We start from the raw sequence: 22458 nt of genomic DNA on the forward strand, positions 1-22458 counted from the left end.
GGGCGCGCTGCGCGCGATGATGGGGGCAGTGGATCCCGGTTATCCGGAACCACTCATCCGACAGGAGTCAGATCAGCATGACGACGACACCAGAGGCGACAGGGGCAGCAGCGGTCCTCGACGACAGCTTCCACGTCTTCGACACCACCCTGCGCGACGGCGCCCAGCGTGAGGGCATCAACCTCACGGTCGCGGACAAGCTGACCATCGCCCGGCACCTGGACGACTTCGGGGTGGGCTTCATCGAGGGCGGCTGGCCCGGCGCCAACCCCCGCGACACCGAGTTCTTCGCCCGTGCGCGGGCCGAGATCGCCTTCAAGCACGCGAAACTGGTCGCCTTCGGCGCCACCCGGCGGGCCGGCGGCTCGGCCGCCGAGGACCCCCAGGTGCGGGCCCTGCTGGAGTCCGGCGCCCCGGTGATCACGCTGGTCGCCAAGTCCCACGACCGCCACGTCGAGCTCGCGCTGCGCACCACGCTGGACGAGAACCTGGAGATGGTCCGGGACACCGTCTCCCACCTGGTCGCCCAGGGCCGCCGGGTCTTCGTCGACTGCGAGCACTTCTTCGACGGCTACCGCGCCAACGCCGAGTACGCGAAGTCCGTCGTCCGCACCGCCCACGAGGCCGGGGCCGACGTGGTCATCCTCTGCGACACCAACGGCGGCATGCTGCCCGCGCAGGTGACCGCGGTCGTCGCGACCGTCCTCGCCGACACCGGCGCCCGGCTCGGCATCCACGCCCAGGACGACACCGGCTGCGCGGTGGCCAACACCCTCGCCGCGGTCGACGCCGGGGCCACGCACGTCCAGTGCACCGCCAACGGCTACGGCGAGCGCGTCGGCAACGCCAACCTGTTCCCGGTCGTCGCCGCGCTGGAGATCAAGTACGGGCGCACGGTGCTCCCCGCGGGCGCGCTGGCCGAGATGACCCGGATCTCGCACGCCATCGCCGAGGTGGTCAACCTGACCCCCTCCACGCACCAGCCGTACGTGGGTGTCTCCGCCTTCGCGCACAAGGCCGGCCTGCACGCCTCGGCCATCAAGGTCGACCCGGACCTGTACCAGCACATCGACCCCGAGCGGGTCGGCAACACCATGCGGATGCTGGTCTCCGACATGGCCGGCCGGGCCTCCATCGAGCTCAAGGGCAAGGAGCTCGGTGTCGACCTCGGCGGGGACCGCGCGCTGGTCTCCCGGGTCGTCGAGCGGGTCAAGGAGCGGGAGCTCCAGGGCTACACGTACGAGGCCGCCGACGCCTCCTTCGAGCTGCTGCTGCGCGCGGAGGTCGAGGGCCGGGCGCGCAAGTACTTCCGTACGGAGTCGTGGCGGGCGATCGTCGAGGACCGCCCGGACGGCACGCACGCCAACGAGGCCACGGTGAAGCTGTGGGCCAAGGGGGAGCGGATCGTCGCGACGGCGGAGGGCAACGGCCCGGTCAACGCCCTCGACCGGTCGCTGCGGGTGGCTCTCGAACGCTTCTACCCGCAGCTCGCCAAGTTCGAGCTGGTGGACTACAAGGTCCGCATCCTGGAGGGCAAGCACGGCACGGAGTCCACGACCCGCGTGCTGATCTCCACGACGGACGGCACCCGCGAGTGGTCCACGGTCGGTGTGGCCCCGAACGTGATCGCGGCGTCCTGGCAGGCGCTGGAGGACGCGTTCACCTACGGCCTCCTCCACGCGGGCGTGGAGCCGGCCGAGTAGCCCCCCGCCGGGTCAGCACTCGTCCTTCACGTACTCCCGGAACTCCTTGCGGGTCTTGGCCCGGCCGCCGGACCACACCTCGCCGGGCTTCAGCCCGGCGAGGTCCTCGGCGGTGACGTACGACTTCCCGTAGTAGACGCTGCCGTCCCGCGCGAAGAAGCTCACGCTGTACGTGTATCCGGGCAGAAGCTTCTGCGCGCCCCTCAGGTTTGCGTCCCACGACGCGGGGGGCTCGAACAAGGGCAGCGATTCACCCCCGATGCCCGGCTCGAACCGTCGGCTGGCCCAGCCCGAATCCTCCTGTGGCCCGGTCGGATCGCCCGTGCTCCAGCCGGACACCCACACCGACTCGATGTCGTCCTTCCCGCACGGCGCGAGCATGATCCACGGCTTGCCGTCGTCCCCGTTGTACGCGGCGACCAGATCAAGGTGCGGCGGCGTACACCCCGCCAGCAGCCCCGCCGCGGCCAGCACCATCGTCCCCGTCAGCCACGCGCGTCGCATCGGCCCCACCCCCCTGGCGGGAGGGTAGGCGCGGAGGGGCCGCGTCCGGGGCGGGATGACCTTATGTCCAGCTCACACAGGAAAGTACCGGTTCGGGTAGCGTCATGCGTATGAGGACCAGGCTGATATCCGTACTTTCCGGTCTGCTGCTGGCCCTGTTCGGGACCGCCCTCGTGGTCGCCCCGCAGGCATCGGCGGCCACCGGAGTCGCCGCCGTGGGGGAGGCCCTCAAGGACGGGCCGGTCTACGTCGACCCCCGCGCCCAGGCGCAGCTGACCCCGGCGGACGCCGAGGCGCTCGCAAAGAAGATCAAGGACGCCGGGAAGCCGGTCTTCGTCGCGGTGCTCCCCGCGACCGGCGAGTTCCCCGCCGACAAGGTGCTCGGCGCGGTCCGGGCCGAGACCGGGATCACCGGCCTCTACGCGATCCGGCTCGGCGACGGCTTCGACGCCGGGGCCGACCGGGCGGTCATGCCGGCCAACGCCGTACACAACCTCACCGACGCGGTGAAGGTGGGCTCGCCCGACGCGGTGACCCAGCTCAACAACTTCGTCGACCAGGCCCTGCCCCAGACCCGGGGCACCGCCCCGGCCTCCTGGGGCGACACCGGCGCGGACGGCGGCGCCCCGGTCGGCGGGCTGATCACCCTCGGCGTGGTCGCCGCGGTCGGCGGCGGCGGCGCGTACATGCTGGTCCGGCGCAACCGCCGGCAGAAGGAGGAGACCCGTCGCGAGGCCGTCGAGCGGCTGAGGGTGGTCGTGGACGAGGACATCACGGCCTTCGGCGAGGAGCTCGACCGGCTGGACTTCCACCCGGGCGAGGCGGGCGCGGACGACGCCATGCGCAAGGACTACGAGCAGAGCCTGGACTCGTACGAGAAGGCCAAGCAGATCATGGCTTCGGTGCGGTACCCGGAAGAGGTGAAGGGGGTGACCCAGGCGCTGGAGGACGGGCGGTTCGCCCTGGCCTCTCTCGATGCCCGTCGCCGGGGCGAACCGCTGCCCGAGCGCCGGCTGCCCTGCTTCTTCGACCCCCGGCACGGCCCGAGCACCCAGGACGCCGACTGGGCCCCGGCCGGCGGGGCCACCCGTACCGTCCCGGTCTGCGCGGCGGACGCCGTACGGCTGCGCGACGGCCTCGACCCGGCGGTCCGTACGGTCGACACGGAACACGGGCCGCGCCCGTACTACGACGCCGGCCCGGCGTACGGTCCCTGGGCCGGCGGCTACTTCGGCGGCGGCATCCTGCCCGGCCTGCTGGTGGGCACGCTGCTCGGGTCGATGATGTCCAGTCCCGCCTATGCCTCCGACTTCGGCGGAGGCAACGGTTTCGACGGCGGGGACGTCTCGGGCGCCGACTTCAACCCGTCCGACTTCGGCGGCGGGGACTTCGGCGGCGGTGGCGGTTTCGACGGTGGCGGCGGGTTCGACGGCGGGGGCGGCTTCTAGGGGACGCCGTGTCCCCCGCGTGCCGCCCCCGGGTCCGCGCACCGGGTGGTGGTCAGGCCCGTCAGGCCTGCTTGATGGCGGAGATGTCGAAGGTCAGCTTGACCTTGTCGCTGACCATCACGCCGCCGGTCTCCAGCGCCGCGTTCCAGGTCAGGCCCCACTCGGAGCGCAGGATCTCGGCGGTGCCCTCGAAGCCCACGCGCTGGTTGCCGTAGACGTCGGTGGCGGAGCCGTTGAACTCCAGGTCGATGGAGAGCGGCTTCGTCACGCCCTTGATCGTCAGGTCACCGGTGATGCGGTACGTGTCACCGCCCAGCTGGGCCGCCTGGGTGGAGCGGAAGCTCATCAGCGGGAAGGCCTCGGCGTCGAAGAAGTCGCCGCCGCGCAGGTGGCCGTCGCGGTCGGCGATGCCGGTGTCCACGGAGGCGATCTTCACGTCGATGGAGGCGGTGGAGCGGGAGGGGTCCGACCCGTCCAGGTGCAGGGTGCCCTCGTGGTCGGCGAAGCTGCCGCGCACGTTGGTCACCATCGCGTGGCGGACGGTGAAGCCGATGCTGCTGTGGGAGGCGTCGATGACGTAGTCACCGGTGAGCGCGGCCAGGGCCGGGTCCACCTCCAGCGTGCTGACGGCGGTGTTCACGGCGGCGGACTCCTGGCTGCGGCGGGTGAAGATACCCATGACTTCCTCCTCGATAGTGTGCTGCTCGTGGGTCGTGCTGTTGTTGAACTTTCAACGAGACTGACCGTAGACCTATTCCGTTCAAATTTCAACATCTGAGGGCGTGTCGCGCGATTTTGTTGGACCCCCACAACGGGCACCGGCCTGCGCTGGCAGAGTCCGTACATCATTCGGAGGATCTGTTCGGGCCACACAGCGGAACGCGCCGGAGACTGTGCGGATCCAACGGAGGGTTTTCGCGGACCGGCTTCGTAAGGTCAGTACATGACCGTTGTGGATCAGACTTCGAGCGAGCCGACGGATGCCCGCGGACGTGTGGCCGAGTTGCACGACCTGCGTGAGCAGGCCAAGCGCGGCCCCAGTGACCGGGCGACCGAGGCGCAGCACGCCAAGGGCAAGCTGACGGCCCGGGAGCGGATCGCGCTCCTGCTGGACGAGGGGTCCTTCCACGAGGTCGAGCAGCTGCGCCGGCACCGGGCGACGGGTTTCGGCCTGGAGGCGAAGAAGCCCTACACCGACGGTGTGATCACCGGGTGGGGCACGGTCGAGGGCCGCACGGTCTTCGTCTACGCGCACGACTTCCGGATCTTCGGCGGCGCGCTGGGCGAGGCGCACGCGACGAAGATCCACAAGATCATGGACATGGCCATCGCGGCCGGCGCGCCGCTGGTGTCGCTGAACGACGGCGCGGGCGCCCGTATCCAGGAGGGCGTCTCGGCGCTGGCCGGCTACGGCGGGATCTTCCAGCGCAACACGAAGGCCTCCGGGGTCATCCCGCAGATCTCGGTGATGCTGGGCCCGTGCGCCGGCGGCGCCGCGTACTCCCCGGCGCTGACGGACTTCGTGTTCATGGTCCGCGACACCTCGCAGATGTTCATCACCGGCCCGGACGTGGTCCGCGCGGTGACCGGCGAGGAGATCTCCCAGAACGGGCTCGGCGGCGCCGACGTCCACGCCGAGACCTCCGGCGTGGCGCACTTCGCGTACGACGACGAGGAGACCTGCATCTCCGAGGTCCGCTACCTCATCTCGATGCTCCCCTCCAACAACCGCGAGAACCCGCCCGTCCACGACAGCTCCGACCCGGCCGACCGCCGCTCGGACGTCCTGCTGGACCTGGTCCCCGCGGACGGGAACCGGCCGTACGACATGCTCAAGGTCATCGAGGAACTCGTCGACGAGGGCGACGTCCTGGAGATCCACGAGCGCTGGGCCCGCAACATCATCTGCGCGCTGGCCCGCCTGGACGGGCAGGTCGTGGGCATCGTCGCCAACCAGCCCGGCCACCTCGCCGGCGTCCTGGACATCCACGCCTCCGAGAAGGCCGCGCGTTTCGTCCAGCTGTGCGACGCGTTCAACATCCCGATCATCACCCTCCTGGACGTCCCCGGCTTCCTGCCGGGCGTCGACCAGGAACACGGCGGCATCATCCGCCACGGCGCCAAGCTGCTGTACGCGTACTGCAACGCCACCGTGCCGCGGATCAGCCTGATCCTGCGCAAGGCGTACGGCGGCGCGTACATCGTCATGGACTCGCAGTCCATCGGCGCCGACCTCACCTACGCCTGGCCGACCAACGAGATCGCCGTGATGGGCGCCGAGGGCGCGGCCAACGTCATCTTCCGCAAGCAGATCGCGGACGCCGAGGACCCCGAGGCGATGCGCGCGCGCATGGTCAAGGAGTACAAGGCCGAGCTGATGCACCCGTACTACGCCGCCGAGCGCGGCCTCGTCGACGACGTCATCGACCCCGCCGAGACCCGCTCCACACTGATCAGCGCCCTCGCGATGCTCCGCAACAAGCACGCCGATCTGCCGTCGCGCAAGCACGGCAACCCGCCGCAGTAAGCAGCGAAGGAGACCCGCCACCACATGAGCATCACCGCCGACACCCTGCTGAAGGTCGAAAAGGGCAACGCCGAGCCCGAGGAGCTGGCCGCGATCACCGCGATCCTGCTCGCCCGCGCCGCCGCCGCTCCCACCGCCGCCCCCGTGCACCGCATCGGCTCCCAGGCCGGCTGGCGCCGCCTGGAGCGCACCCCGGGCTTCCGGGCCCCGCACAGCTGGCAGGGCTAGCAGCAGCCAGCAGCACACCACGCGAAGAGCGGGTGACGTCGACCACGACGACACCCGCTCTTCGCGTTCCCGGTCCCGGGATCCCGGGAGATCCGGGGCTCCGGGGGATCCGGGATCCCGGGAAGCACCCGAACGAAGGAGGCCCCCGCCAGCCGGCGGGGGCCTCCTTCGTGGTTCCTGCGTCCGCGCGCGGCGGTCCTACTACCGCAGGCGCGCCATGAGGGCGTGCTCGACGAGAGTGATGAGCGCGCTCTTGGCGTCCGCGCGGTGGCGGGCGTCGGTGGTGATGATCGGGGCGTCCGGGCCGATCTGCAGGGCCTCGCGGACTTCCTCCGGGGTGTACGGCTGGTGGCCGTCGAAGCCGTTCAGGGCGATGACGAACGGCAGACCGCTGTTCTCGAAGTAGTCGACGGCGGGGAAGCAGTCGGCCAGACGACGGGTGTCGACGAGGACCACGGCACCGATGGCACCGCGGACGAGGTCGTCCCACATGAACCAGAAGCGGTCCTGACCGGGGGTACCGAAGAGGTACAGGATCAGGTCCTGGTCCAAGGTGATGCGACCGAAGTCCATCGCGACCGTGGTGGTCGTCTTGTCCCCGGTGTGGGTCAGATCGTCGATGCCGGCCGAGGCGCTGGTCATCACGGCTTCGGTGCGCAGCGGGTTGATCTCGGAGACCGCGCCGACGAACGTGGTCTTGCCCACGCCGAAGCCGCCCGCCACCACGATCTTCGCGGAGGTGGTGGAGCGAGCCGCTCCGCCGTTAGAGCTTGCGAAGTCCACTGAGCACCCTTTCGAGCAGTGTCACATCTGGCTGGCCGCCGGCAGACTCGTCGCCGCCGGGCTGGTGAATGGCGACAAGGCCCGCCTCCGCCAGGTCGGCGACGAGGATGCGGGCGACACCAAGAGGAATGGAGAGAAGTGCCGAGATCTCCGCGACGGATTTGATCTCCTGGCACAGGCGGCAGATGCGCTGGTGCTCGGGCAACTGCCCTTGCAGGCGCGCGGGATCCGCCGTGGTACTGACCAGCGCCTCGATGGCGAGCTGGTAGCGCGGCCGGGTACGGCCGCCGGTCATCGCGTACGGACGCACCAGCGGGTTGTGCGCCTTCGGGGCAGTCGGCTGCCGCGAGGCCCGAGGGGGCTGGTGCGGCTGCTGGGGCTGACCGTACGGCTGCTGCTGGTAAGGGTTGTGCTCCGGCACGGGCCGGCTGGGCGCGGAGGGAAAGTTGAAGCGGTTCTGGTCGTGCTGCCCACCCTGCGGCTGCTGCGCGCCGCCATAAGGATGACCTCCGGGTGTTGTCACGTTTCCTCCTCCGACTCCAAGAACGCAGTACTCCCTGTGGAACCGCGCCACCGCACCTTATGGTGCGATGACGCGAAACGCACTGCCTGTCTGCTAGTTGAGAAGACTTCCCTGCAGCTCCGAGCGCAGTTCCGGAGTCAAAACACTGCCGGCTCGGTCCACAAGGAGGGCCATCTCGTAGCCCACGAGGCCGATGTCGCACTCGGGGTGCGCGAGCACCGCGAGGGACGATCCATCGGAGACGGACATGAGGAAGAGGAACCCGCGGTCCATCTCCACAACGGTCTGGTTGACGGCGCCACCCTCGAAGATGCGGGAGGCTCCTGCGGTCAGCGACGTCAGACCGGAGGCCACGGCCGCCAGCTGATCGGCGCGGTCGCGCGGGAATCCGTCGGACATCGCCAGAAGAAGGCCGTCGGCGGAGACCACCACCGTGTGGGACACCCCTGGGGTGTTGTCCACGAAGTTGGTGATCAACCAGTTCAGGTTCTGTGCCGCCTGGCTCATCGGGCTCACACTAACGCTCCTGGTCATAGCTGTTACTTGACTGCTCGGAACCCGCGCTGCGTCCCTGCTGGACACCGCGTCGCAGGTTGCTCAACCTGCCACGGACGTCCTCCGGGGCGCGGGAGACCTGGGGGCCGCCCTGCGGGGTCGTCTCCGCAGCGCCCTCGACCAGGTTGGCCTTGGGCACCCGCCGAGGGAGACCGGACGGGGTGACCCCGCCCGCCTTCGGCTCACGGAGCTTGCCGGCCTGCTGCCAGCGCTCGTCGTTGGCCGAGCGCCAGGCATTGCCGCCTTCCGCACCCTCCGGGGCCCGCTCCGCCTCAGCCGGCTGCTGCTGACGCTGCGGCCGCTGTTCGAAGAGTGAACCGGAGGACTCCGCTTCCTGCTTCGCCGGCTGCCACTGCTGCTGGCTGCCGCGTCGCGGCAGGCCCGCTCCGGTCATTTGGTGACCGGTGTCGGCAGCGGCGCCCGGACGGTCGAAGCCTACGCGTTCCGCGGCGGGTTCGGGAGCGGGCTGGGATTCCGATTCGGTCCCGTAGTCCTGCTGGTAGCCCTCCGAATAGGCGTTCTGGTCCGGCCACTCAGCCTGGTGGGGCTGGGCTTCGTAGCCGCCGTCGTACGCCTGGGCGTCCGGCTGTCCGTCCTGGTAGGAGGCCTCCGGATACTCGTAGCCCTGCTGCGGGTACGCCTGGTATCCCTGCTGACCCTGCTGGTCCTGCGAGGAATCGTACGACGTGTCGTAGCCCTGCTGCGGCTGCTGCTCGTAGCCCTGGTAGTCCTGGTACCCGTGCTCAGGCTGGGGTTCCGGATACTCCTGGGAGGAGTGGCCGGAGTACTCCGCCTGCTGCTCCTGCGGGAAGCTCACCTGGGCGGCCAGCGCGGCCCGGCGCTCCTGCTGTCCCAGCGACCGGCCGACCGGGTTGGCGTCGGCCGCCTCGCCGCCCTGGCGGTCGTAGCGGGAGTCGTCGAAGCCGAGCTCGGCGGCCGTGCGCAGCGGGGCGGGCTGCTGGATCTGCTGCTGCGGGATCATCGACGAGACGGTGAAGTCGTCGTCGGGGATGCCCTCGCCACCGCCACCGTGGGTGATGGCGTCGGGGAGCATGATCAGCGAGGTGGTGCCCGCGGCCTCGCCCGAGGGGCGCAGCTGGACGCGGATGCTGTGGCGGTCCGCCAGCCGGCCGACCACGAACAGACCCATGCGCTGCGAGATCGCGGCGTCCACGGTCGGCGGGTTGGCCAGCTTGTGGTTGATGTCCGCGAAGTCCTCGGCGGTGAGGCCGATGCCCTTGTCGTGGATCTCGACCATCACGCGGCCGTCGGGCAGACGCGTGGCGTTGACGCGGACCTTGGTCTGCGGGGAGGAGAACGTGGTGGCGTTCTCCAGGAGCTCGGCGAGCAGGTGCACGAGGTCGGTCACGGCCTGGCCGTGGATCTCGGCCTCGGAGACGCCCGAGAGCTCGATGCGCTCGTACTGCTCCACCTCGGAGGAGGCGGCGCGCAGCACGTCGACGAGGGGCACCGGCTGGTCCCATCGGCGACCCGGTTCCTCACCCGCGAGGATGAGGAGGTTCTCGCCGTTGCGGCGCATACGGGTGGCCAGGTGGTCCAGGCGGAAGAGGTTCTCCAGCTGGTCCGGGTCGGCCTCGTTGTTCTCCAGGTCGGTGATGAGGGTCAGCTGGCCCTCGATCAGAGACTGGTTGCGCATGGAGAGGTTCGTGAAGATCGCGTTGACGTTCCCTCGAAGGAGCGCCTGCTCGGCGGCGAGCCGGACCGCTTCCCGGTGGACCTGGTCGAAGGCGCGGGCGACCTCGCCGATCTCGTCCTGGGAGTCGATCGGGATCGCGACGACACGGGTGTCGACCTTGCCCGGGTCGGTACGCGAGAGCTGGTCGACGAGCATCGGCAGGCGCTGCTCGGCGATGTCGAACGCGGCGCCGCGCAGGCGGCGCATCGAGCGGCCCATCTGGCGTGCCATGAGGCCCGCCATGATGAAGGCGGCGAGCAGGGCCACGACCACGATGGCGCCGGTGATGATGGCGTCGTTGCGGGCGTCGTCGGAGACGGCGACCGCGTCCTTGAGCGCCTTGTCGAGGAGTTCCTTCTCGACCTCGGCGTAACCGTCGAACTTGGCGGTGGCGGCGGCCTGCCAGGCGGGCGGGGTGACGCCGGCCGCGGCGAACTTGGTGTTCTTGTCGGCGCCGGCTATCGCCTCGGTCATGCCGGTGAGGGCGGAGCCGTTGACGACGGGCGGGGGAACGAACTTCTGGCCAGACTGCTCGGACTGCGACTTGGCGGCGGCGAGCTTGGCGGCGCCCTCGTCCGACTTCTTCCCCATGACCTCCTTGAGGCGGGCCACGTCCTCTTCGGTGCCGGCGGCGACGTACTCGCCGATGGCTATCTCTTCGAGGTAGGCGTAGGAGGAGAAGGCGACCTGCTGGGCCTTGCGGACGTCCTCGTTGGGCGAGGGGCGGACCAGGAGGTGCGTACCGACGGAGCGCTGCAGCGAGTTCGCGGCCTTGGCCAGCTCGATCGCGTAGACCATGCGGCCGTAGCTGGTGACGTTTCCGGTGCCGAGGCCGAGTTCGTTGGAGAACTGCATGAGGTAGTGCTGGACCAGCACGTACTGCTCTTCGGTCGGGATGGGACCGAGTTCCTTGGCGCCGAAGTTCTTCTTGGCCGTCTCCGGAAGGGCGTAGGCGTTCTTGCGGACGTCGCCCAGCTTGGGCTCCTCCTGGCGGAAGAGTTCGAGGCGGCGCTCCAGACCCTGGCCGTCGGGCAGGTCCTTCGCGGCTTCGGCGAACTTGGCCTTGGCCGCGTCCGTCGCCGCGTACGCCTTCACGACCGCGTCGTTCGTACGGTCGTTCTTGAGGAGCGGCGCGGCGCTCAGGTCACGCTCGTTGAGGAGGGCCTGGCCGTATTCGGCGGCCGCCTGGACGATGCGCGCCGTCTTCTCGGCGTCCTTGGCCTCGTTCCAGGTGTCTACGGAGCCCTTCACCTGGAAGCCGCCCATGACCAGGCCCACGAGGGCCGGCACGAGCAGGATGGCGTTCAGCTTGGTGGGCACGCGCCAGTTACGGGGCGCGAACCTGCTGCTGCTGCCGCTCACCGGTGGGTCCACGGGCACGTCGACGGGCGACGCGGCCGCGCGCGGCGGCGGGGTGAAGTTGCCGCGCGCGGGTTCATCCGCGGGGCTCGAGTTGCTTCGCCTCACTCGACCAACAACCTTCCGGCGGTGCTACTAGCTAGTTCGTTGAATTCCAGCACGGCTGACGGCCGTGTTCCAAACAGTTGAAAACGGCGCGTCCCAGAGACTTATGCCTCACATAAATCGGACATAAAGAGCGAGCTGCGGCAAATGCGGGGCGGGTTGTGAGCACAGCGACACCATGTGACCGCATCCTGTGCCCAACTCCCGGCAATTGTCTGTCGAAACGTTATGAACGAGAAGGGCGGACCGTGTCTTAGGACACAGCCCGCCCCTCTCACGTTGTGAAGAACTGGTGCTGCTTGCGTGGGGCCACTTGAGTCACGTGGCCTGAATCGTGTTACTTGAGTCGGGCCATGAGGGCGTGCTCGACGAGAGTGATGAGCGCGCTCTTGGCGTCCGCCCTGTGGCGGGCGTCGGTGGTGATGATCGGGGCGTCCGGGCCGATCTGCAGCGCCTCGCGCACCTCTTCGGGGGTGTACGGCTGGTACCCCTCGAAACCGTTGAGTGCCACGACGAACGGCAGCCCGCTGTTCTCGAAGTAGTCGACGGCGGGGAAGCAGTCGGCGAGACGGCGGGTGTCGACCAGGACGATCGCACCGATGGCACCGCGGACGAGGTCGTCCCACATGAACCAGAAGCGGTCCTGACCGGGGGTACCGAAGAGGTACAGGATCAGGTCCTGGTCCAGGGTGATGCGACCGAAGTCCATGGCGACCGTGGTGGTCGTCTTGTCCCCGGTGTGGGTCAGGTCGTCGATGCCGGCGCTCGCGGACGTCATCACGGCCTCGGTGCGCAGCGGGTTGATCTCGGAGACCGCGCCGACGAACGTGGTCTTGCCCACGCCGAAGCCGCCGGCCACCACGATCTTCGCGGAGGTGGTGGAGCGAGGAGCCGCTCCGCCGTTAGAGCTTGCGAAGTCCACTGAGAACCCTCTCGAGCAGCGTTACGTCCGGCGTGCCGCCGGCCTCTCCATTGCCCGGCTGGTGGATGGCCACCATTCCGGCCTCGGCCAGGTCGGCCACGAGGATCCGGGCGACACCGAGCGGCATCGACAGCAGTGCGGAGACCTCCGCGACCGACTTGACCTCGCGGCACAGCGTGCAGATCCGCTGGTGCTCCGGAAGCATGCCGGAGAGGTGCATCGGGTCGGCCGTGGTGCTGACCAGCGCCTCGATGGCGAGCTGGTAGCGCGGACGGGTCCGGCCACCGGTCATCGCGTACGGACGTACCAGCGGCTGGTCGCCTTCCGAGTACGACGAGTCGTACGCGTCGGAATAGGCGGGGGGCGGGGTCATTGATCCTCCGGGCTGGACAGCAGTGGTCAGCGTGCCGTCTGACGGGGCGGCCGGTGGGGGGACGGTATGACGGCCTGGCGGTGGTACTGGGTTCCGGGGTGGTTACCCCGGTCCCCCGGCCGGAAGTACCGTCCGGCCGGGAGATGGGCGGTCAGATGAGCAGGCTTCCCTGGAGCTCCGCGCGCAGGTCCGGGGTGAGGACACTGCCGGCGCGGTCCACGAGGAGGGCCATCTCGTAGCCGACGAGGCCGATGTCGCACTCGGGGTGCGCCAGTACGGCCAGGGAGGATCCGTCGGACACGGACATCAGGAAGAGGAACCCGCGGTCCATCTCCACCACCGTCTGGTTGACGGCGCCGCCCTCGAAGATGCGGGAGGCTCCGGCCGTGAGCGACGTCAGACCGGAGGCCACGGCCGCCAGCTGATCGGCGCGGTCACGCGGGAACCCCTCGGACATCGCCAGAAGGAGGCCGTCGGCGGAAACCACCACCGTGTGGGACACCCCTGGGGTGTTGTCCACGAAGTTGGTGATCAACCAGTTCAGGTTCTGTGCCGCCTGGCTCATCGAACTCAACTATCGCTCCTGCTGGTATGTGGGGTCGATGTGGTAACTGCCGGTGGCCGGGCCGCTGTTGCCTGCCTGGCGTCCCTGCTGGATACCGCGTCGGAGGTTGGTCAGACGGCCACGGACGTCGTCCGGGGCACGCGAGACCTGCGGACCGGGCTGGGCGTCGGCCTGCTGTTGTGCGGTGCCGGCGACGAGGTTGGCCCGCGGCACGCGCCGCGGCAGTCCGGAGGTGGTGATTCCGCCGGCGGCGGGCTGGCGCACGCGCTCGGCCTGCCGCATCAGCTCGTCGTTCGGCGAGGACCGCCAGCTTACGGTCGGCGTGCTGCCGGTCGTCGCCGGGGCGGACTCCGCCGGCAGCTCCATGCCGCGCGTGGGCAGCGGCTGCTGGATGCGCTGCGGTGCACCGGGGATCTGGTGCTGCGGCCGCGGCTGCTGGGGTACGGCCGGTGCCTGCGCGGGGGGCTGCTGTTCGGCGCCCTCCTCGCGGAACCAGTTCGACTCCAGCGTGTCGAAGATCGGGCTGCGCGCCTCACCGGGACCCTGGGCCGGCGGCAGCGCCTCCGGCTGGTGGGCCTGCGGCAGCTGCGGGGTCTCCGGGCGCGAGGCCGGTACGGGGGCGTAGGCGCCGCCGGACTGCGGAGCCTGCCCCTGCTGACCGCCGGGGCCGCCTACACCGGGACCGCCGGGCCGGGTGGCCGGGTAGTCCGGGCGGGCGAACTGGCCGGTCGACGCCGGGTCGGCGCCGCCGCGCAGCTCCGGGCGCTCGAACTGCCCGGTGCCGGACGGGCTCAGCGAGCCGCCGCGCACGTCGGGACGCTCGAACTGGCCCGTCGAACCGCTGTCGTACGCGGCCGGGGGCTGCGGGGCGTTGAAGTCCGGGCGGGCGAACTCCGCCGTGGAGCCGGGGCCCGACAGCTCGTCGTGGCCGCGCGGGACCTCCTGGCCGCCCTGGCCGGCGCCCCAGCTGGTGGCCTGCGGCATCCCGCCGGGAGCGGCACCCGCACCCGGCAGTTCCGGACGCGGTGCGCCACCGCGCGGCGGCAGCTGCGGCCGGGGGCCGCGCTGGGCCGGCGCCGGGGGCGCCGACTGCTGCTGGGACTGGGGCTGCTGAGCCTGAGCCTGCTGGGGCTGCTGCTGGGGAGCCTGGGGCCGCTCGAAGCCGTTGCCCTGCGGGAACCCGGAGGGACCGCCGGCCGAGGGAGCCGAGGGGGCGCCCGTCGGACGGGGCTGCGGACCGCGGCCCGCCAGCGGAGCGCCGGAACCGAAGGAACCCTGGCCCTGGCCCTGGCCGGTGGGCGCGCCGGGGCCGCCCTGCGGACGGGCGGAGGGACCGCCCGGCTGCTGGGGCCGGCCACCCTGCTGACGCTGCTGGCCGTTGCCGCCGTTGCCGCCGCCCGAGCCGTCCCGACCCGGCAGCGCTGCCCGCTGCCCGCCGCCGGAGACCTGGCCGCGCTGCGGGGCGCCGCCCACGGGGGGACGACCGGCGCCGCCGGGCACGGAACCCTGGGCGGAGGGGGCACCCTGCGCACCGGGGCCGCCCTGGCCGCCCTGACCCGGCATCGGACCCGGCTTCTTGCCGCCCTGGGCGACGTCCACCGGGAGCATGACGAGGGCCGTCGTACCGCCCGAGTCGGACGGGCGCAGCTGGATGCGGATGCCGTGTCGCAGGGACAGGCGGCCGACCACGAACAGGCCCATGCGGCGGGAGACGGAGACGTCCACGGTCGGCGGCGACGCGAGCCGCTCGTTGATCGCGGCGAGGTCCTCGGGGGAGAGGCCGATGCCGGTGTCGTGGATCTCGACGAGCACGCGGCCGTCCGGCAGCGCGTGACCGGTGACCTTGACCTTGGTCTGCGGTGAGGAGAACGAGGTGGCGTTCTCCAGCAGCTCGGCGAGGAGGTGCACGAGGTCGTTGACGACGCGGCCGGCGACGTCGGTGCCGGGCACCGACGCGAGTTCGATGCGCTCGTACTGCTCCACCTCGGACGCCGCGGCGCGGAGCACGTCGACGAGCGGGACGGGGCGGGTCCACCGGCGGCCCGGCTCCTCGCCCGCGAGGACGAGGAGGTTTTCGCCGTTACGGCGCATGCGGGTCGCGAGGTGGTCGAGCTTGAAGAGCGAGGACAGCTGGTCCGGGTCGGCCTCGCGGGACTCCAGCTCGGAGATGAGCGAGAGCTGACGCTGGATGAGGCCCTGCGAGCGGCGCGAGAGGTTGGTGAACATCGCGTTGACGTTGCCCCGCAGGAGGGCCTGCTCGGCGGCGAGGCGGACGGCCTCGCGGTGCACGTCGTCGAAGGCCGCGGCCACCTGGCCGATCTCGTCGCGGGTGTGCAGACCGACCGACTCCACGGACGTGTCGACGTCCTGCGGGTCGGACTCGGAGAGCTGCTTGACGAGCTCGGGCAGACGGTCCTGGGCGACCCGGGTCGCGGTGTCCTGCAGGCGGCGCAGCGAGCGGATCATGGACCGGGCCATGACGAAGGCGCCGACGAGGGAGACGCCGAGGACGAGGAGGATCAGGGCACCGTTGATGATGGCGTCCTGCTGCGACTCGTTCTTGAGCTCGCGGGCCTTCTGCTCCATGTCCTCGAGCAGCGTGAGCTCGATGACCTTCATGGCCTGGAGCTTGTTGTCGTCGGCGTCGTACCAGTCGAGCCAGGAGCGGTTCTTCTCCTTGGCGAACTGGCCCTGGGTGCTCAGGACGCGGCGGGCGTAGTGGTCCGCCTGGCCGATCTCCGGGTTGCCGTCGCCGAGCGCCGCGAGGAGTTCCTCGGGCTTGCCCTGGTAGACGAGTTCGAAGGTCTTCTTGGACTGGCTCTCACCGCGGAGCGCGGAGAGGGCGTACAGCCGGTCGTTCTCCTCCAGCTTGCCGGCCTTGTCCGCGACCGACGGGTCGGGGAGCGAGGCGGCGATGATCGCGCGCTGGATCGAGGCGTACTCCTTGGCGGAGGAGAACGCCGCCAGGGCGCGGGTACGCTTGATCATCTCGGGGTTGGAGGTGGCCTGGGCCATGTCCTGCGAGAGCGAGAGCAGCGAGACGATCAGCGCGTTGTACTCGGTGACGGTCTGCTGGGCGCCGTTCTGGTACGCCTTCTTGCGGATGTCCTCGATGCCGGTGAGCTGGCGGCCGATCTGCAGGATGTTGTTGCGGATCGACTTGAGCGTCTCGTCCTTGTCCTCCGCGCTGTCGACCTTGTCGGTCGCGGCGGTGAAGGACCGGGCGGCCGCGTCCGTCTGCTCGCGGACGCCCTGGACGATGCTGTTGACCTTGCCCGACTTGTCGGCCGACAGCGGACCGGCGGAGTTGTCGCGCTCGGTCTGCAGCATGGCGGCCAGGTTGGTGGCCTGCCGGGTCATCGTCGTCAGCAGCTGCATGTGCTCCAGCTGTGCGATGTCATTGAGCGAGTCGTTGATACGGAAGCCACCGAGCGTGGTGGCCGCGACGACCGGCAGGGTCAGCAGCGACACCAGTCGCGTGCTGATGCGCCAGTTCTGCATGGCGAGACGGGAGCCGGGCCCACTGGGGGCCGTCGGTATCGCCACGTCCAGCTCGGCGGACTGGTCCTTGACCTTGTCCTTGCCGCTGCCCTTGGCCAAGCCCTTGGACTTGCCGCGACCCTTGGCCTTCACCGTGGTGGAGGCGTTGGGGCCCGCTCCTTCGGCAGCCGGCCCGCGGTTCTGGGCGTGCTGGGGCGAGGAGCCACGGTCGATCCCGCCGCGCGGCTCCTGCTCCGCCGCAGCGCTGCCATCCCTCTTGAATCGTCCCTGCACTAGCGTCGCAACCTCTGGACCAGGCGTCTCACCGGGCGACCGGTGGGACGGTGTCGAGTCGTGGGGCACTAACGGCCCCATGGTGGTCGTCGGTGACCGGCGCGTCTCCCTCTCCTTGCCACCGCGCTCGGCGCTGAGTCGCGCCACCTGCGCGCCGGCTGATTCCCGCGGCGGTCCCGCGAATTCCAGCACAGTGCCGGATCTCCAACAAGGTGCGCGTGTCGGCCTTGAGAGTCGGTGACGGCCTGTGACGGGAGTGCTACGCGATGTGGAAGCCCTTTCGGGGTAAACCGGACTTACGCCATCCAAACACCGCTGCTGGCAAGGTGTCCCAGTCGAGATGATCAGGAGCGGAATGGCTCATTCAGTGGCGCAATGTCCGTTTCTTCGGGTGGAATTGACTGTCCGTTATGACCGGTATGGGCGGTCACGGGTGAGCAAACTCACACGGCTGTGGCCATTACTTCCCGGTTCGGTGACGGATTTGGATGTTTAGCCTTGCCTCTTACGAGGTTGGCGACCGTTGACCGAACACCACGAGCGAGCCGAGGGCCCGAGACTCCGATGAAGACGACGATGATGTTCCGCAACATAGCCAACCCGCGCCGCACCACCCTCGCGCACCTGAAGGACGCCGAGGAGCTGCAGGCGGTGGAGGTCCAGGAGCACACCGTCGACCTGCCGGCCCAGACCGCGAACCCGCGCCGCACCACGCTGATGGACGCGCCGGTCGCCGCCGCCGCGCAGTAGGCCCTCCACACAAAGGAAGCGAAGCGCCGCTGCCCGCCGCGTTAGCCTGGAGTCCGCAGACTCCAGCCAGCGGAAATACAGAGGGGCAGACGCAACACGTGCGCATCGCCAGGTTCTCGATCGACGGCAATGTCGCGTTCGGGGCGGTCGAGGGCTCTGCCCCCGACGAGCTCGTCCTCGACATCATCAAGGGCATCCCGTTCGCGGACTTCGAGCTGTCCGGCACGAAGGTTCCGCTGAGCAAGGTCCGGCTGCTGCCGCCCGTGCTCCCGAACAAGGTCGTGGCCATCGGCCGCAACTACGCGGAGCACGCGGCGGAGCTGGGCAACGAGGTCCCCGAGGCTCCCATCACCTTCTTCAAGCCCTCCACCTCGGTGGTCGGCCCGGGCGACCCGATCACGTACCCCTCGTTCTCCCAGGACCTCCACCACGAGGCGGAGCTCGCCGTGGTCATCGGGCGCATGTGCCGCGAGGTCCCCAAGGAGCGCGTCAAGGACGTGATCCTCGGCTACACCTGCGCCAACGACGTCACCGCGCGCGATGTCCAGCAGCGCGAGAAGCAGTGGGCCCGGGCCAAGGGCTTCGACAGCTCCTGCCCCCTCGGCCCCTGGATCGAGACCGACCTCGACCCCGGCGACCTGACCATCCAGTGCACCGTCAACGGCGAACAGCGCCAGCTCGGCCGCACCAGCGACATGGTCCGCTCCATCGAGGACCTGATCGTCCACATCACCGAGGCCATGACGCTGCTCCCGGGCGACGTCATCCTCACGGGGACCCCGGCCGGAGTCGGCCCCCTCAACGTCGGCGACGAGGTCGCCGTCACCATCGAAGGCATCGGCACTCTCACCAACAAGGTGATCAAGCGTGGCTAACGCACCCGTCCGCGTCCGTTTCTGTCCCTCCCCGACTGGCAACCCCCACGTCGGCCTGGTCCGGACGGCTCTCTTCAACTGGGCGTTCGCCCGCCACCACGGCGGCACGTTCGTCTTCCGCATCGAGGACACCGACGCGGCGCGCGACTCCGAGGAGTCGTACGCCCAGCTGCTCGACTCGCTGCGCTGGCTCGGCTTCACCTGGGACGAGGGTCCCGAGGTGGGCGGCCCGCACGCCCCGTACCGCCAGTCCCAGCGCATGGACATCTACGCGGACGTCGCGAAGAAGCTCAAGGACGGCGGCTACGCGTACGACTGCTACTGCACCACCGAGGAGCTGGACGCGCGCCGCGCCGCCGCCCGCGCGGCCGGCAAGCCCTCCGGTTACGACGGCCACTGCCGCGAGCTGACCACCGTGCAGCTGGAGGCGTACCAGGGCGAGCACCGCTCCTCGATCGTCCGCTTCCGGATGCCCGACGAGCCGATCACCTTCACCGACCTGGTCCGCGGCGAGCTGACCTTCACCCCGGAGAACGTGCCGGACTTCGGCATCCTGCGGGCCAACGGCGCGCCGCTGTACACGCTCGTCAACCCCGTCGACGACGCGCTGATGGAGATCACGCACGTCCTGCGCGGCGAGGACCTGCTGTCCTCCACCCCGCGCCAGATCGCGCTCTACAAGGCGCTGATCGAGCTGGGCGTCGCCAAGGCGGTCCCCGAGTTCGGCCACCTGCCGTACGTCATGGGCGAGGGCAACAAGAAGCTCTCCAAGCGCGACCCGGAGTCCTCGCTCAACCTGTACCGCGAGCGCGGCTTCCTGCCCGAGGGCCTGCTGAACTACCTCTCGCTCCTCGGCTGGTCCTTCTCCAAGGACCAGGACATCTTCTCGATCGAGGAGATGGTGGCGAAGTTCGACATCCCGGACGTCAACGCCAACCCGGCGCGCTTCGACCTCAAGAAGGCCGAGGCCATCAACGCCGACCACATCCGGCTGCTGGACCCGAAGGCCTTCGCGGACGCCTGCACGCCGTGGCTGCGGGCCCCGCACGCCAACTGGGAGCCCGCGGACTTCGACGCCGAGGCCTGGGCGGCCATCGCGCCGTACGCCCAGACCCGCGTGACCGTCCTGTCGGACATCACCGCGAACGTTGACTTCCTGTTCCGCAAGGAGCCCGTCGAGGACCAGGCGTCCTGGGACAAGGCGATGAAGGGTGAGCCGGCGGCCCTGCTGACCAGCGTCCGCGCCCACCTGGACACGGCCGACTGGAACGACCCCGAGGCCCTCAAGCAGGCCGTCCTGACCGCCGGCGAGGCCCACGGCCTCAAGCTCGGCAAGGCGCAGGCCCCGGTCCGCGTGGCCGTCACCGGCCGCACGGTCGGTCTGCCGCTCTTCGAGTCCCTCCAGATCCTGGGCAAGGAGCGCTCCCTGGCCCGCATCGACGCGGCGCTGGCGAAGCTCGCCGCGTAGGCGTCACCCGTGTGTCCCGCAGGGGGCGGCGGCCGGAGATCCCCGGCCGCCGCCCCCTGCGGCGTTCTCGCGGGACGACGCTAGGGTCTGCGGAGATCGACTGCCCGTACGTGCGTACGCGCGTACCCGTACCGCCCGCTGTGCGAAGGACCCGACATGCCGATGACCGCCCCCGACTACGCCTGGCACTTCACGCCGGGCAACACCTTCTCCTACGAGGACGGCCCCACCGGCACCCTCGCGGTGGTCGACGGGGGCGAGCTGTGGCTGCCCTCCGGCCGCGTGGTGGCCTGCGACCCGTTCCTCTGCCTCGGCACGGGCGACATACCGCCGTTCACCGCCCGGGTGGCCCCGGGCCGCTACCGGGTGGAGGCCGCCATGGCCACGATCACCACGCCCGAGGAGCCCCCGTCGGACAGCCCGCACCTGCGGATCGCCGCCGTCCGCCTGGTGGTCGCGGACCGGCCGGCCGTGACCTGGGAGCCCGCCCTGCAGGAGGGCCAGGACCCGGCGACGCTGGAGGAGGACGAGTTCTTCGGCTACGGCGTCGACGCGGGCACGGGCTGCTTCTACGACGCCGCGGCCGACGACGCGTTCCCGGACTGCGAGGGCGACGAGGGGCCGCTCTGGGACGCCTTCGAGGCCACCGGGCACGAGCCCGGCCCCTACGTCGTGGCCGGCGAGGACGGCCACAACCTGGTCGCCTTCGGCTCCGGCTGGGGCGACGGCGCGTACCCGACCTGGGTGGGCCGTGACGCCGACGGCGAGATCACCTGCTTCGTCACCGATTTCTTCGTCGTGCCCCCGCGGGACGATCTCCCGGCGTAGCCTCGGCGGTATGCCGATCCGCGCCGTGCTGTGGGACATCGACGACACCCTGTTCGACTACACCGGGGCGGACCGGGCCGGGCTGGCGCGGCACCTGACGGTCGAGGGGCTCGCGGAGCGGTACGGCACCCCCGCCGAGGCGCTCGCCCTGTGGCGCCACCACACCGACCGGCACTGGGCGCGCTTCGGGGCCGGCGAGGTCACCTTCGAGGGCCAGCGCCGGGACCGGGTACGGGACTTCCTCGGCGCGCCGGACCTGACCGACGACGAGGCCGAGGAATGGTTCGGGCGGTACGTCGCGCACTACCGGGCCGCCTGGGTGGTGTTCCCCGACGTGGTGCCCGTACTGGACGCCCTGGCGGCCGGGTACCGGCACGGGGTGCTCTCCAACTCCTCCGTGGCCAACCAGGACCCGAAGCTGCGCGCCCTCGGGCTGCGCGAGCGCTTCGAGGTCCTGGTCTGCGCCGCCGAGCTGGGCGTCAGCAAGCCCGAGGCCGAGGCCTTCCTCGCCGCCTGCGAGGCGCTCGCGCTGCCGCCGCACGAGGTGGCGTACGTGGGTGACCAGCCGGAGATCGACGCGCGCGGCGCCCGTGACGCCGGGCTCACGGCGTTCTGGCTGGACCGCGCCGGAGGGCGCGGACCGGCTCCCTCCGGTGTGCACCGGATCGCCGGGCTCGCCCGGCTCCCGGAGCTGCTGGCCGGGGATACCCGTTTTGGAGCACGGTCAGGCATCCGGTAATGTTCTTTCTGCGCCGCCGGAGCGGGCCGAAAGGCCGGACACGGGGGCGCTAACCAAACGAAAGTACCGCAAGGGCTTGAGTTTTGGTGGGCTATAGTGTAATTGGCAACACGAGGGTTTCTGGTTCCCTTATTCTAGGTTCGAGTCCTGGTAGCCCAGCGCAGTGCAGTAGTAACGCAGTGCTTTGCCCCCGTTGTGTAGCGGCCTAGCACGCCGCCCTCTCAAGGCGGTAGCGCCGGTTCGAATCCGGTCGGGGGTACAGATCCTTCCCGCAAGATCTCCATTTGGGTAGCTCCCGGACGTCTTGATGCAGGATCGCTAGGGCCCCCGTTGTGTAGCGGCCTAGCACGCCGCCCTCTCAAGGCGGTAGCGCCGGTTCGAATCCGGTCGGGGGTACTGTGTCTAGCTGGTCTAGACCTTTGGGCTATAGTGTAATTGGCAACACGAGGGTTTCTGGTTCCCTTATTCTAGGTTCGAGTCCTGGTAGCCCAGCGTAGTACCGCAGTAACAGCTAGCCCCCGTTGTGTAGCGGCCTAGCACGCCGCCCTCTCAAGGCGGTAGCGCCGGTTCGAATCCGGTCGGGGGTACGCACGGAAGAGGCCTTTCGCGATCATCGCGGAAGGCCTCTTCGCTTTGTCCGGCCGGTGGCCCGGCGTACGGGCACGGCAAGTAAGTACGGGCCCGGAGGCGCGTGTTCGGACGTGTGCGGCGTCGTACGCGCCCCCGGACCCGG

19 protein-coding genes and 5 tRNA genes are annotated in these 22458 nt (G+C 70.1%); 14 read left to right on the top strand and 10 right to left on the bottom strand.

What is annotated here, in order from left to right:
- The first annotated feature begins 77 nt into the window (after positions 1–77).
- Positions 78–1703 carry a citramalate synthase gene (cimA, locus tag OG982_RS21865; RefSeq protein WP_266784178.1) on the top strand — a complete coding sequence of 542 codons (1626 nt, stop codon included), beginning with the start codon at positions 78–80 and terminating at the stop codon, positions 1701–1703.
- A gap of 12 nt (positions 1704–1715) precedes the next feature.
- On the opposite strand, the gene OG982_RS21870 is transcribed toward cimA, so the two are convergent.
- On the bottom strand, positions 1716–2207 hold the full coding sequence (locus tag OG982_RS21870; RefSeq protein ID WP_266949136.1) for a hypothetical protein: 492 nt from the start codon (positions 2205–2207) through the stop codon (positions 1716–1718).
- A gap of 110 nt (positions 2208–2317) precedes the next feature.
- Here OG982_RS21870 and OG982_RS21875 point away from each other — a divergent pair, with 110 nt between their 5' ends.
- Positions 2318–3655, top strand: a complete 1338-nt coding sequence (locus OG982_RS21875) for a hypothetical protein (protein WP_266949137.1) — start codon at positions 2318–2320, stop codon at positions 3653–3655.
- 61 nt (positions 3656–3716) lie between these two features.
- On the opposite strand, the gene OG982_RS21880 is transcribed toward OG982_RS21875, so the two are convergent.
- The gene (locus OG982_RS21880) at positions 3717–4334 is read right to left on the bottom strand and encodes a YceI family protein (RefSeq protein WP_266784172.1); all 618 of its coding nucleotides are present in this window, start codon (positions 4332–4334) and stop codon (positions 3717–3719) included.
- Between the two features lie 264 nt (positions 4335–4598).
- Between OG982_RS21880 and OG982_RS21885 the strand changes: the two genes are divergently transcribed.
- Both OG982_RS21885 and OG982_RS21890 read left to right on the top strand, forming a co-directional pair.
- Entirely contained in the window at positions 4599–6182 is a 1584-nt protein-coding gene (locus tag OG982_RS21885) for an acyl-CoA carboxylase subunit beta (protein ID WP_266949138.1), read from the top strand.
- A gap of 24 nt (positions 6183–6206) precedes the next feature.
- Positions 6207–6410 carry an acyl-CoA carboxylase subunit epsilon gene (locus OG982_RS21890; RefSeq protein WP_266784168.1) on the top strand — a complete coding sequence of 68 codons (204 nt, stop codon included), beginning with the start codon at positions 6207–6209 and terminating at the stop codon, positions 6408–6410.
- Positions 6411–6611: 201 nt separating this feature from the next.
- Here OG982_RS21890 and OG982_RS21895 read toward each other — a convergent pair whose 3' ends face one another.
- From OG982_RS21895 to OG982_RS21930, 8 genes are all read right to left on the bottom strand, one after another.
- Complete coding sequence (locus OG982_RS21895) at positions 6612–7193, bottom strand: ATP/GTP-binding protein (RefSeq protein WP_037792108.1); 582 nt, start codon at positions 7191–7193, stop codon at positions 6612–6614.
- Positions 7174–7716 (bottom strand): DUF742 domain-containing protein, encoded by a 543-nt coding sequence (locus OG982_RS21900; RefSeq protein WP_266784166.1) that lies wholly within the window; start codon positions 7714–7716, stop codon positions 7174–7176. The genes OG982_RS21895 and OG982_RS21900 overlap by 20 nt, the downstream gene beginning before the upstream one ends.
- Positions 7717–7809: 93 nt before the next feature.
- Positions 7810–8223: a roadblock/LC7 domain-containing protein gene (locus tag OG982_RS21905; protein ID WP_008739857.1), complete on the bottom strand. Its 414-nt coding sequence runs from the start codon at positions 8221–8223 to the stop codon at positions 7810–7812.
- A gap of 10 nt (positions 8224–8233) precedes the next feature.
- Complete coding sequence (locus OG982_RS21910) at positions 8234–11434, bottom strand: nitrate- and nitrite sensing domain-containing protein (protein ID WP_266784164.1); 3201 nt, start codon at positions 11432–11434, stop codon at positions 8234–8236.
- A 334-nt stretch (positions 11435–11768) separates the two neighbouring features.
- On the bottom strand, positions 11769–12353 hold the full coding sequence (locus OG982_RS21915; protein WP_073776607.1) for an ATP/GTP-binding protein: 585 nt from the start codon (positions 12351–12353) through the stop codon (positions 11769–11771).
- Positions 12334–12726 (bottom strand): DUF742 domain-containing protein, encoded by a 393-nt coding sequence (locus OG982_RS21920; protein WP_266784162.1) that lies wholly within the window; start codon positions 12724–12726, stop codon positions 12334–12336. Before OG982_RS21920 ends, OG982_RS21915 begins: the two co-directional genes overlap by 20 nt.
- A 151-nt stretch (positions 12727–12877) precedes the next feature.
- On the bottom strand, positions 12878–13291 hold the full coding sequence (locus tag OG982_RS21925; RefSeq protein WP_008739864.1) for a roadblock/LC7 domain-containing protein: 414 nt from the start codon (positions 13289–13291) through the stop codon (positions 12878–12880).
- 9 nt (positions 13292–13300) lie between these two features.
- Positions 13301–17065: a sensor histidine kinase gene (locus OG982_RS21930; RefSeq protein WP_266949139.1), complete on the bottom strand. Its 3765-nt coding sequence runs from the start codon at positions 17063–17065 to the stop codon at positions 13301–13303.
- Positions 17066–17629: 564 nt separating this feature from the next.
- On the opposite strand from OG982_RS21930, the gene OG982_RS21935 reads away from it, so the two are divergent.
- The 10 genes from OG982_RS21935 (at position 17630) to OG982_RS21980 (ending at position 22312) form a co-directional block, all read left to right on the top strand.
- Positions 17630–17815 carry a hypothetical protein gene (locus OG982_RS21935; protein WP_008739867.1) on the top strand — a complete coding sequence of 62 codons (186 nt, stop codon included), beginning with the start codon at positions 17630–17632 and terminating at the stop codon, positions 17813–17815.
- Positions 17816–17913: 98 nt separating this feature from the next.
- Complete coding sequence (locus OG982_RS21940) at positions 17914–18690, top strand: fumarylacetoacetate hydrolase family protein (protein WP_266784158.1); 777 nt, start codon at positions 17914–17916, stop codon at positions 18688–18690.
- Positions 18683–20158 (top strand): glutamate--tRNA ligase, encoded by a 1476-nt coding sequence (gltX, locus tag OG982_RS21945; protein WP_266784156.1) that lies wholly within the window; start codon positions 18683–18685, stop codon positions 20156–20158. Before OG982_RS21940 ends, gltX begins: the two co-directional genes overlap by 8 nt.
- 156 nt (positions 20159–20314) lie before the next feature.
- Positions 20315–20986 (top strand): DUF4241 domain-containing protein, encoded by a 672-nt coding sequence (locus OG982_RS21950; protein ID WP_266784154.1) that lies wholly within the window; start codon positions 20315–20317, stop codon positions 20984–20986.
- A 10-nt stretch (positions 20987–20996) separates the two neighbouring features.
- Positions 20997–21725: an HAD family hydrolase gene (locus tag OG982_RS21955; RefSeq protein WP_266784152.1), complete on the top strand. Its 729-nt coding sequence runs from the start codon at positions 20997–20999 to the stop codon at positions 21723–21725.
- An 87-nt stretch (positions 21726–21812) separates the two neighbouring features.
- Positions 21813–21884, top strand: a tRNA-Gln gene (locus OG982_RS21960).
- 27 nt (positions 21885–21911) lie between these two features.
- Positions 21912–21984 (top strand) — tRNA-Glu (locus tag OG982_RS21965).
- Between the two features lie 64 nt (positions 21985–22048).
- Positions 22049–22121: transfer RNA gene (locus tag OG982_RS21970), tRNA-Glu, on the top strand.
- Positions 22122–22145: 24 nt separating this feature from the next.
- A tRNA-Gln gene (locus OG982_RS21975) sits at positions 22146–22217 on the top strand.
- A gap of 22 nt (positions 22218–22239) precedes the next feature.
- Positions 22240–22312 (top strand) — tRNA-Glu (locus OG982_RS21980).
- The last annotated feature ends 146 nt before the right edge of the window (positions 22313–22458 follow it).

This window comes from Streptomyces sp. NBC_01551, assembly GCF_026339935.1.
Taxonomy (GTDB): domain Bacteria; phylum Actinomycetota; class Actinomycetes; order Streptomycetales; family Streptomycetaceae; genus Streptomyces.

Bases quoted from the DNA above. Each gene is read 5' to 3' on its own strand.
- OG982_RS21875 (WP_266949137.1), top strand. From the start codon at position 2,318: ATGAGGACCAGGCTGATATCCGTACTTTCCGGTCTGCTGCTGGCCCTG.
- OG982_RS21950 (WP_266784154.1), top strand. From the start codon at position 20,315: ATGCCGATGACCGCCCCCGACTACGCCTGGCACTTCACGCCGGGCAAC.
- OG982_RS21870 (WP_266949136.1), bottom strand. From the start codon at position 2,207: ATGCGACGCGCGTGGCTGACGGGGACGATGGTGCTGGCCGCGGCGGGG.
- OG982_RS21935 (WP_008739867.1), top strand. From the start codon at position 17,630: ATGAAGACGACGATGATGTTCCGCAACATAGCCAACCCGCGCCGCACC.
- OG982_RS21885 (WP_266949138.1), top strand. From the start codon at position 4,599: ATGACCGTTGTGGATCAGACTTCGAGCGAGCCGACGGATGCCCGCGGA.
- OG982_RS21920 (WP_266784162.1), bottom strand. From the start codon at position 12,726: ATGACCCCGCCCCCCGCCTATTCCGACGCGTACGACTCGTCGTACTCG.
- cimA (WP_266784178.1), top strand. From the start codon at position 78: ATGACGACGACACCAGAGGCGACAGGGGCAGCAGCGGTCCTCGACGAC.
- OG982_RS21880 (WP_266784172.1), bottom strand. From the start codon at position 4,334: ATGGGTATCTTCACCCGCCGCAGCCAGGAGTCCGCCGCCGTGAACACC.
- OG982_RS21890 (WP_266784168.1), top strand. From the start codon at position 6,207: ATGAGCATCACCGCCGACACCCTGCTGAAGGTCGAAAAGGGCAACGCC.
- OG982_RS21905 (WP_008739857.1), bottom strand. From the start codon at position 8,223: ATGAGCCAGGCGGCACAGAACCTGAACTGGTTGATCACCAACTTCGTG.
- OG982_RS21955 (WP_266784152.1), top strand. From the start codon at position 20,997: ATGCCGATCCGCGCCGTGCTGTGGGACATCGACGACACCCTGTTCGAC.
- OG982_RS21925 (WP_008739864.1), bottom strand. From the start codon at position 13,291: ATGAGCCAGGCGGCACAGAACCTGAACTGGTTGATCACCAACTTCGTG.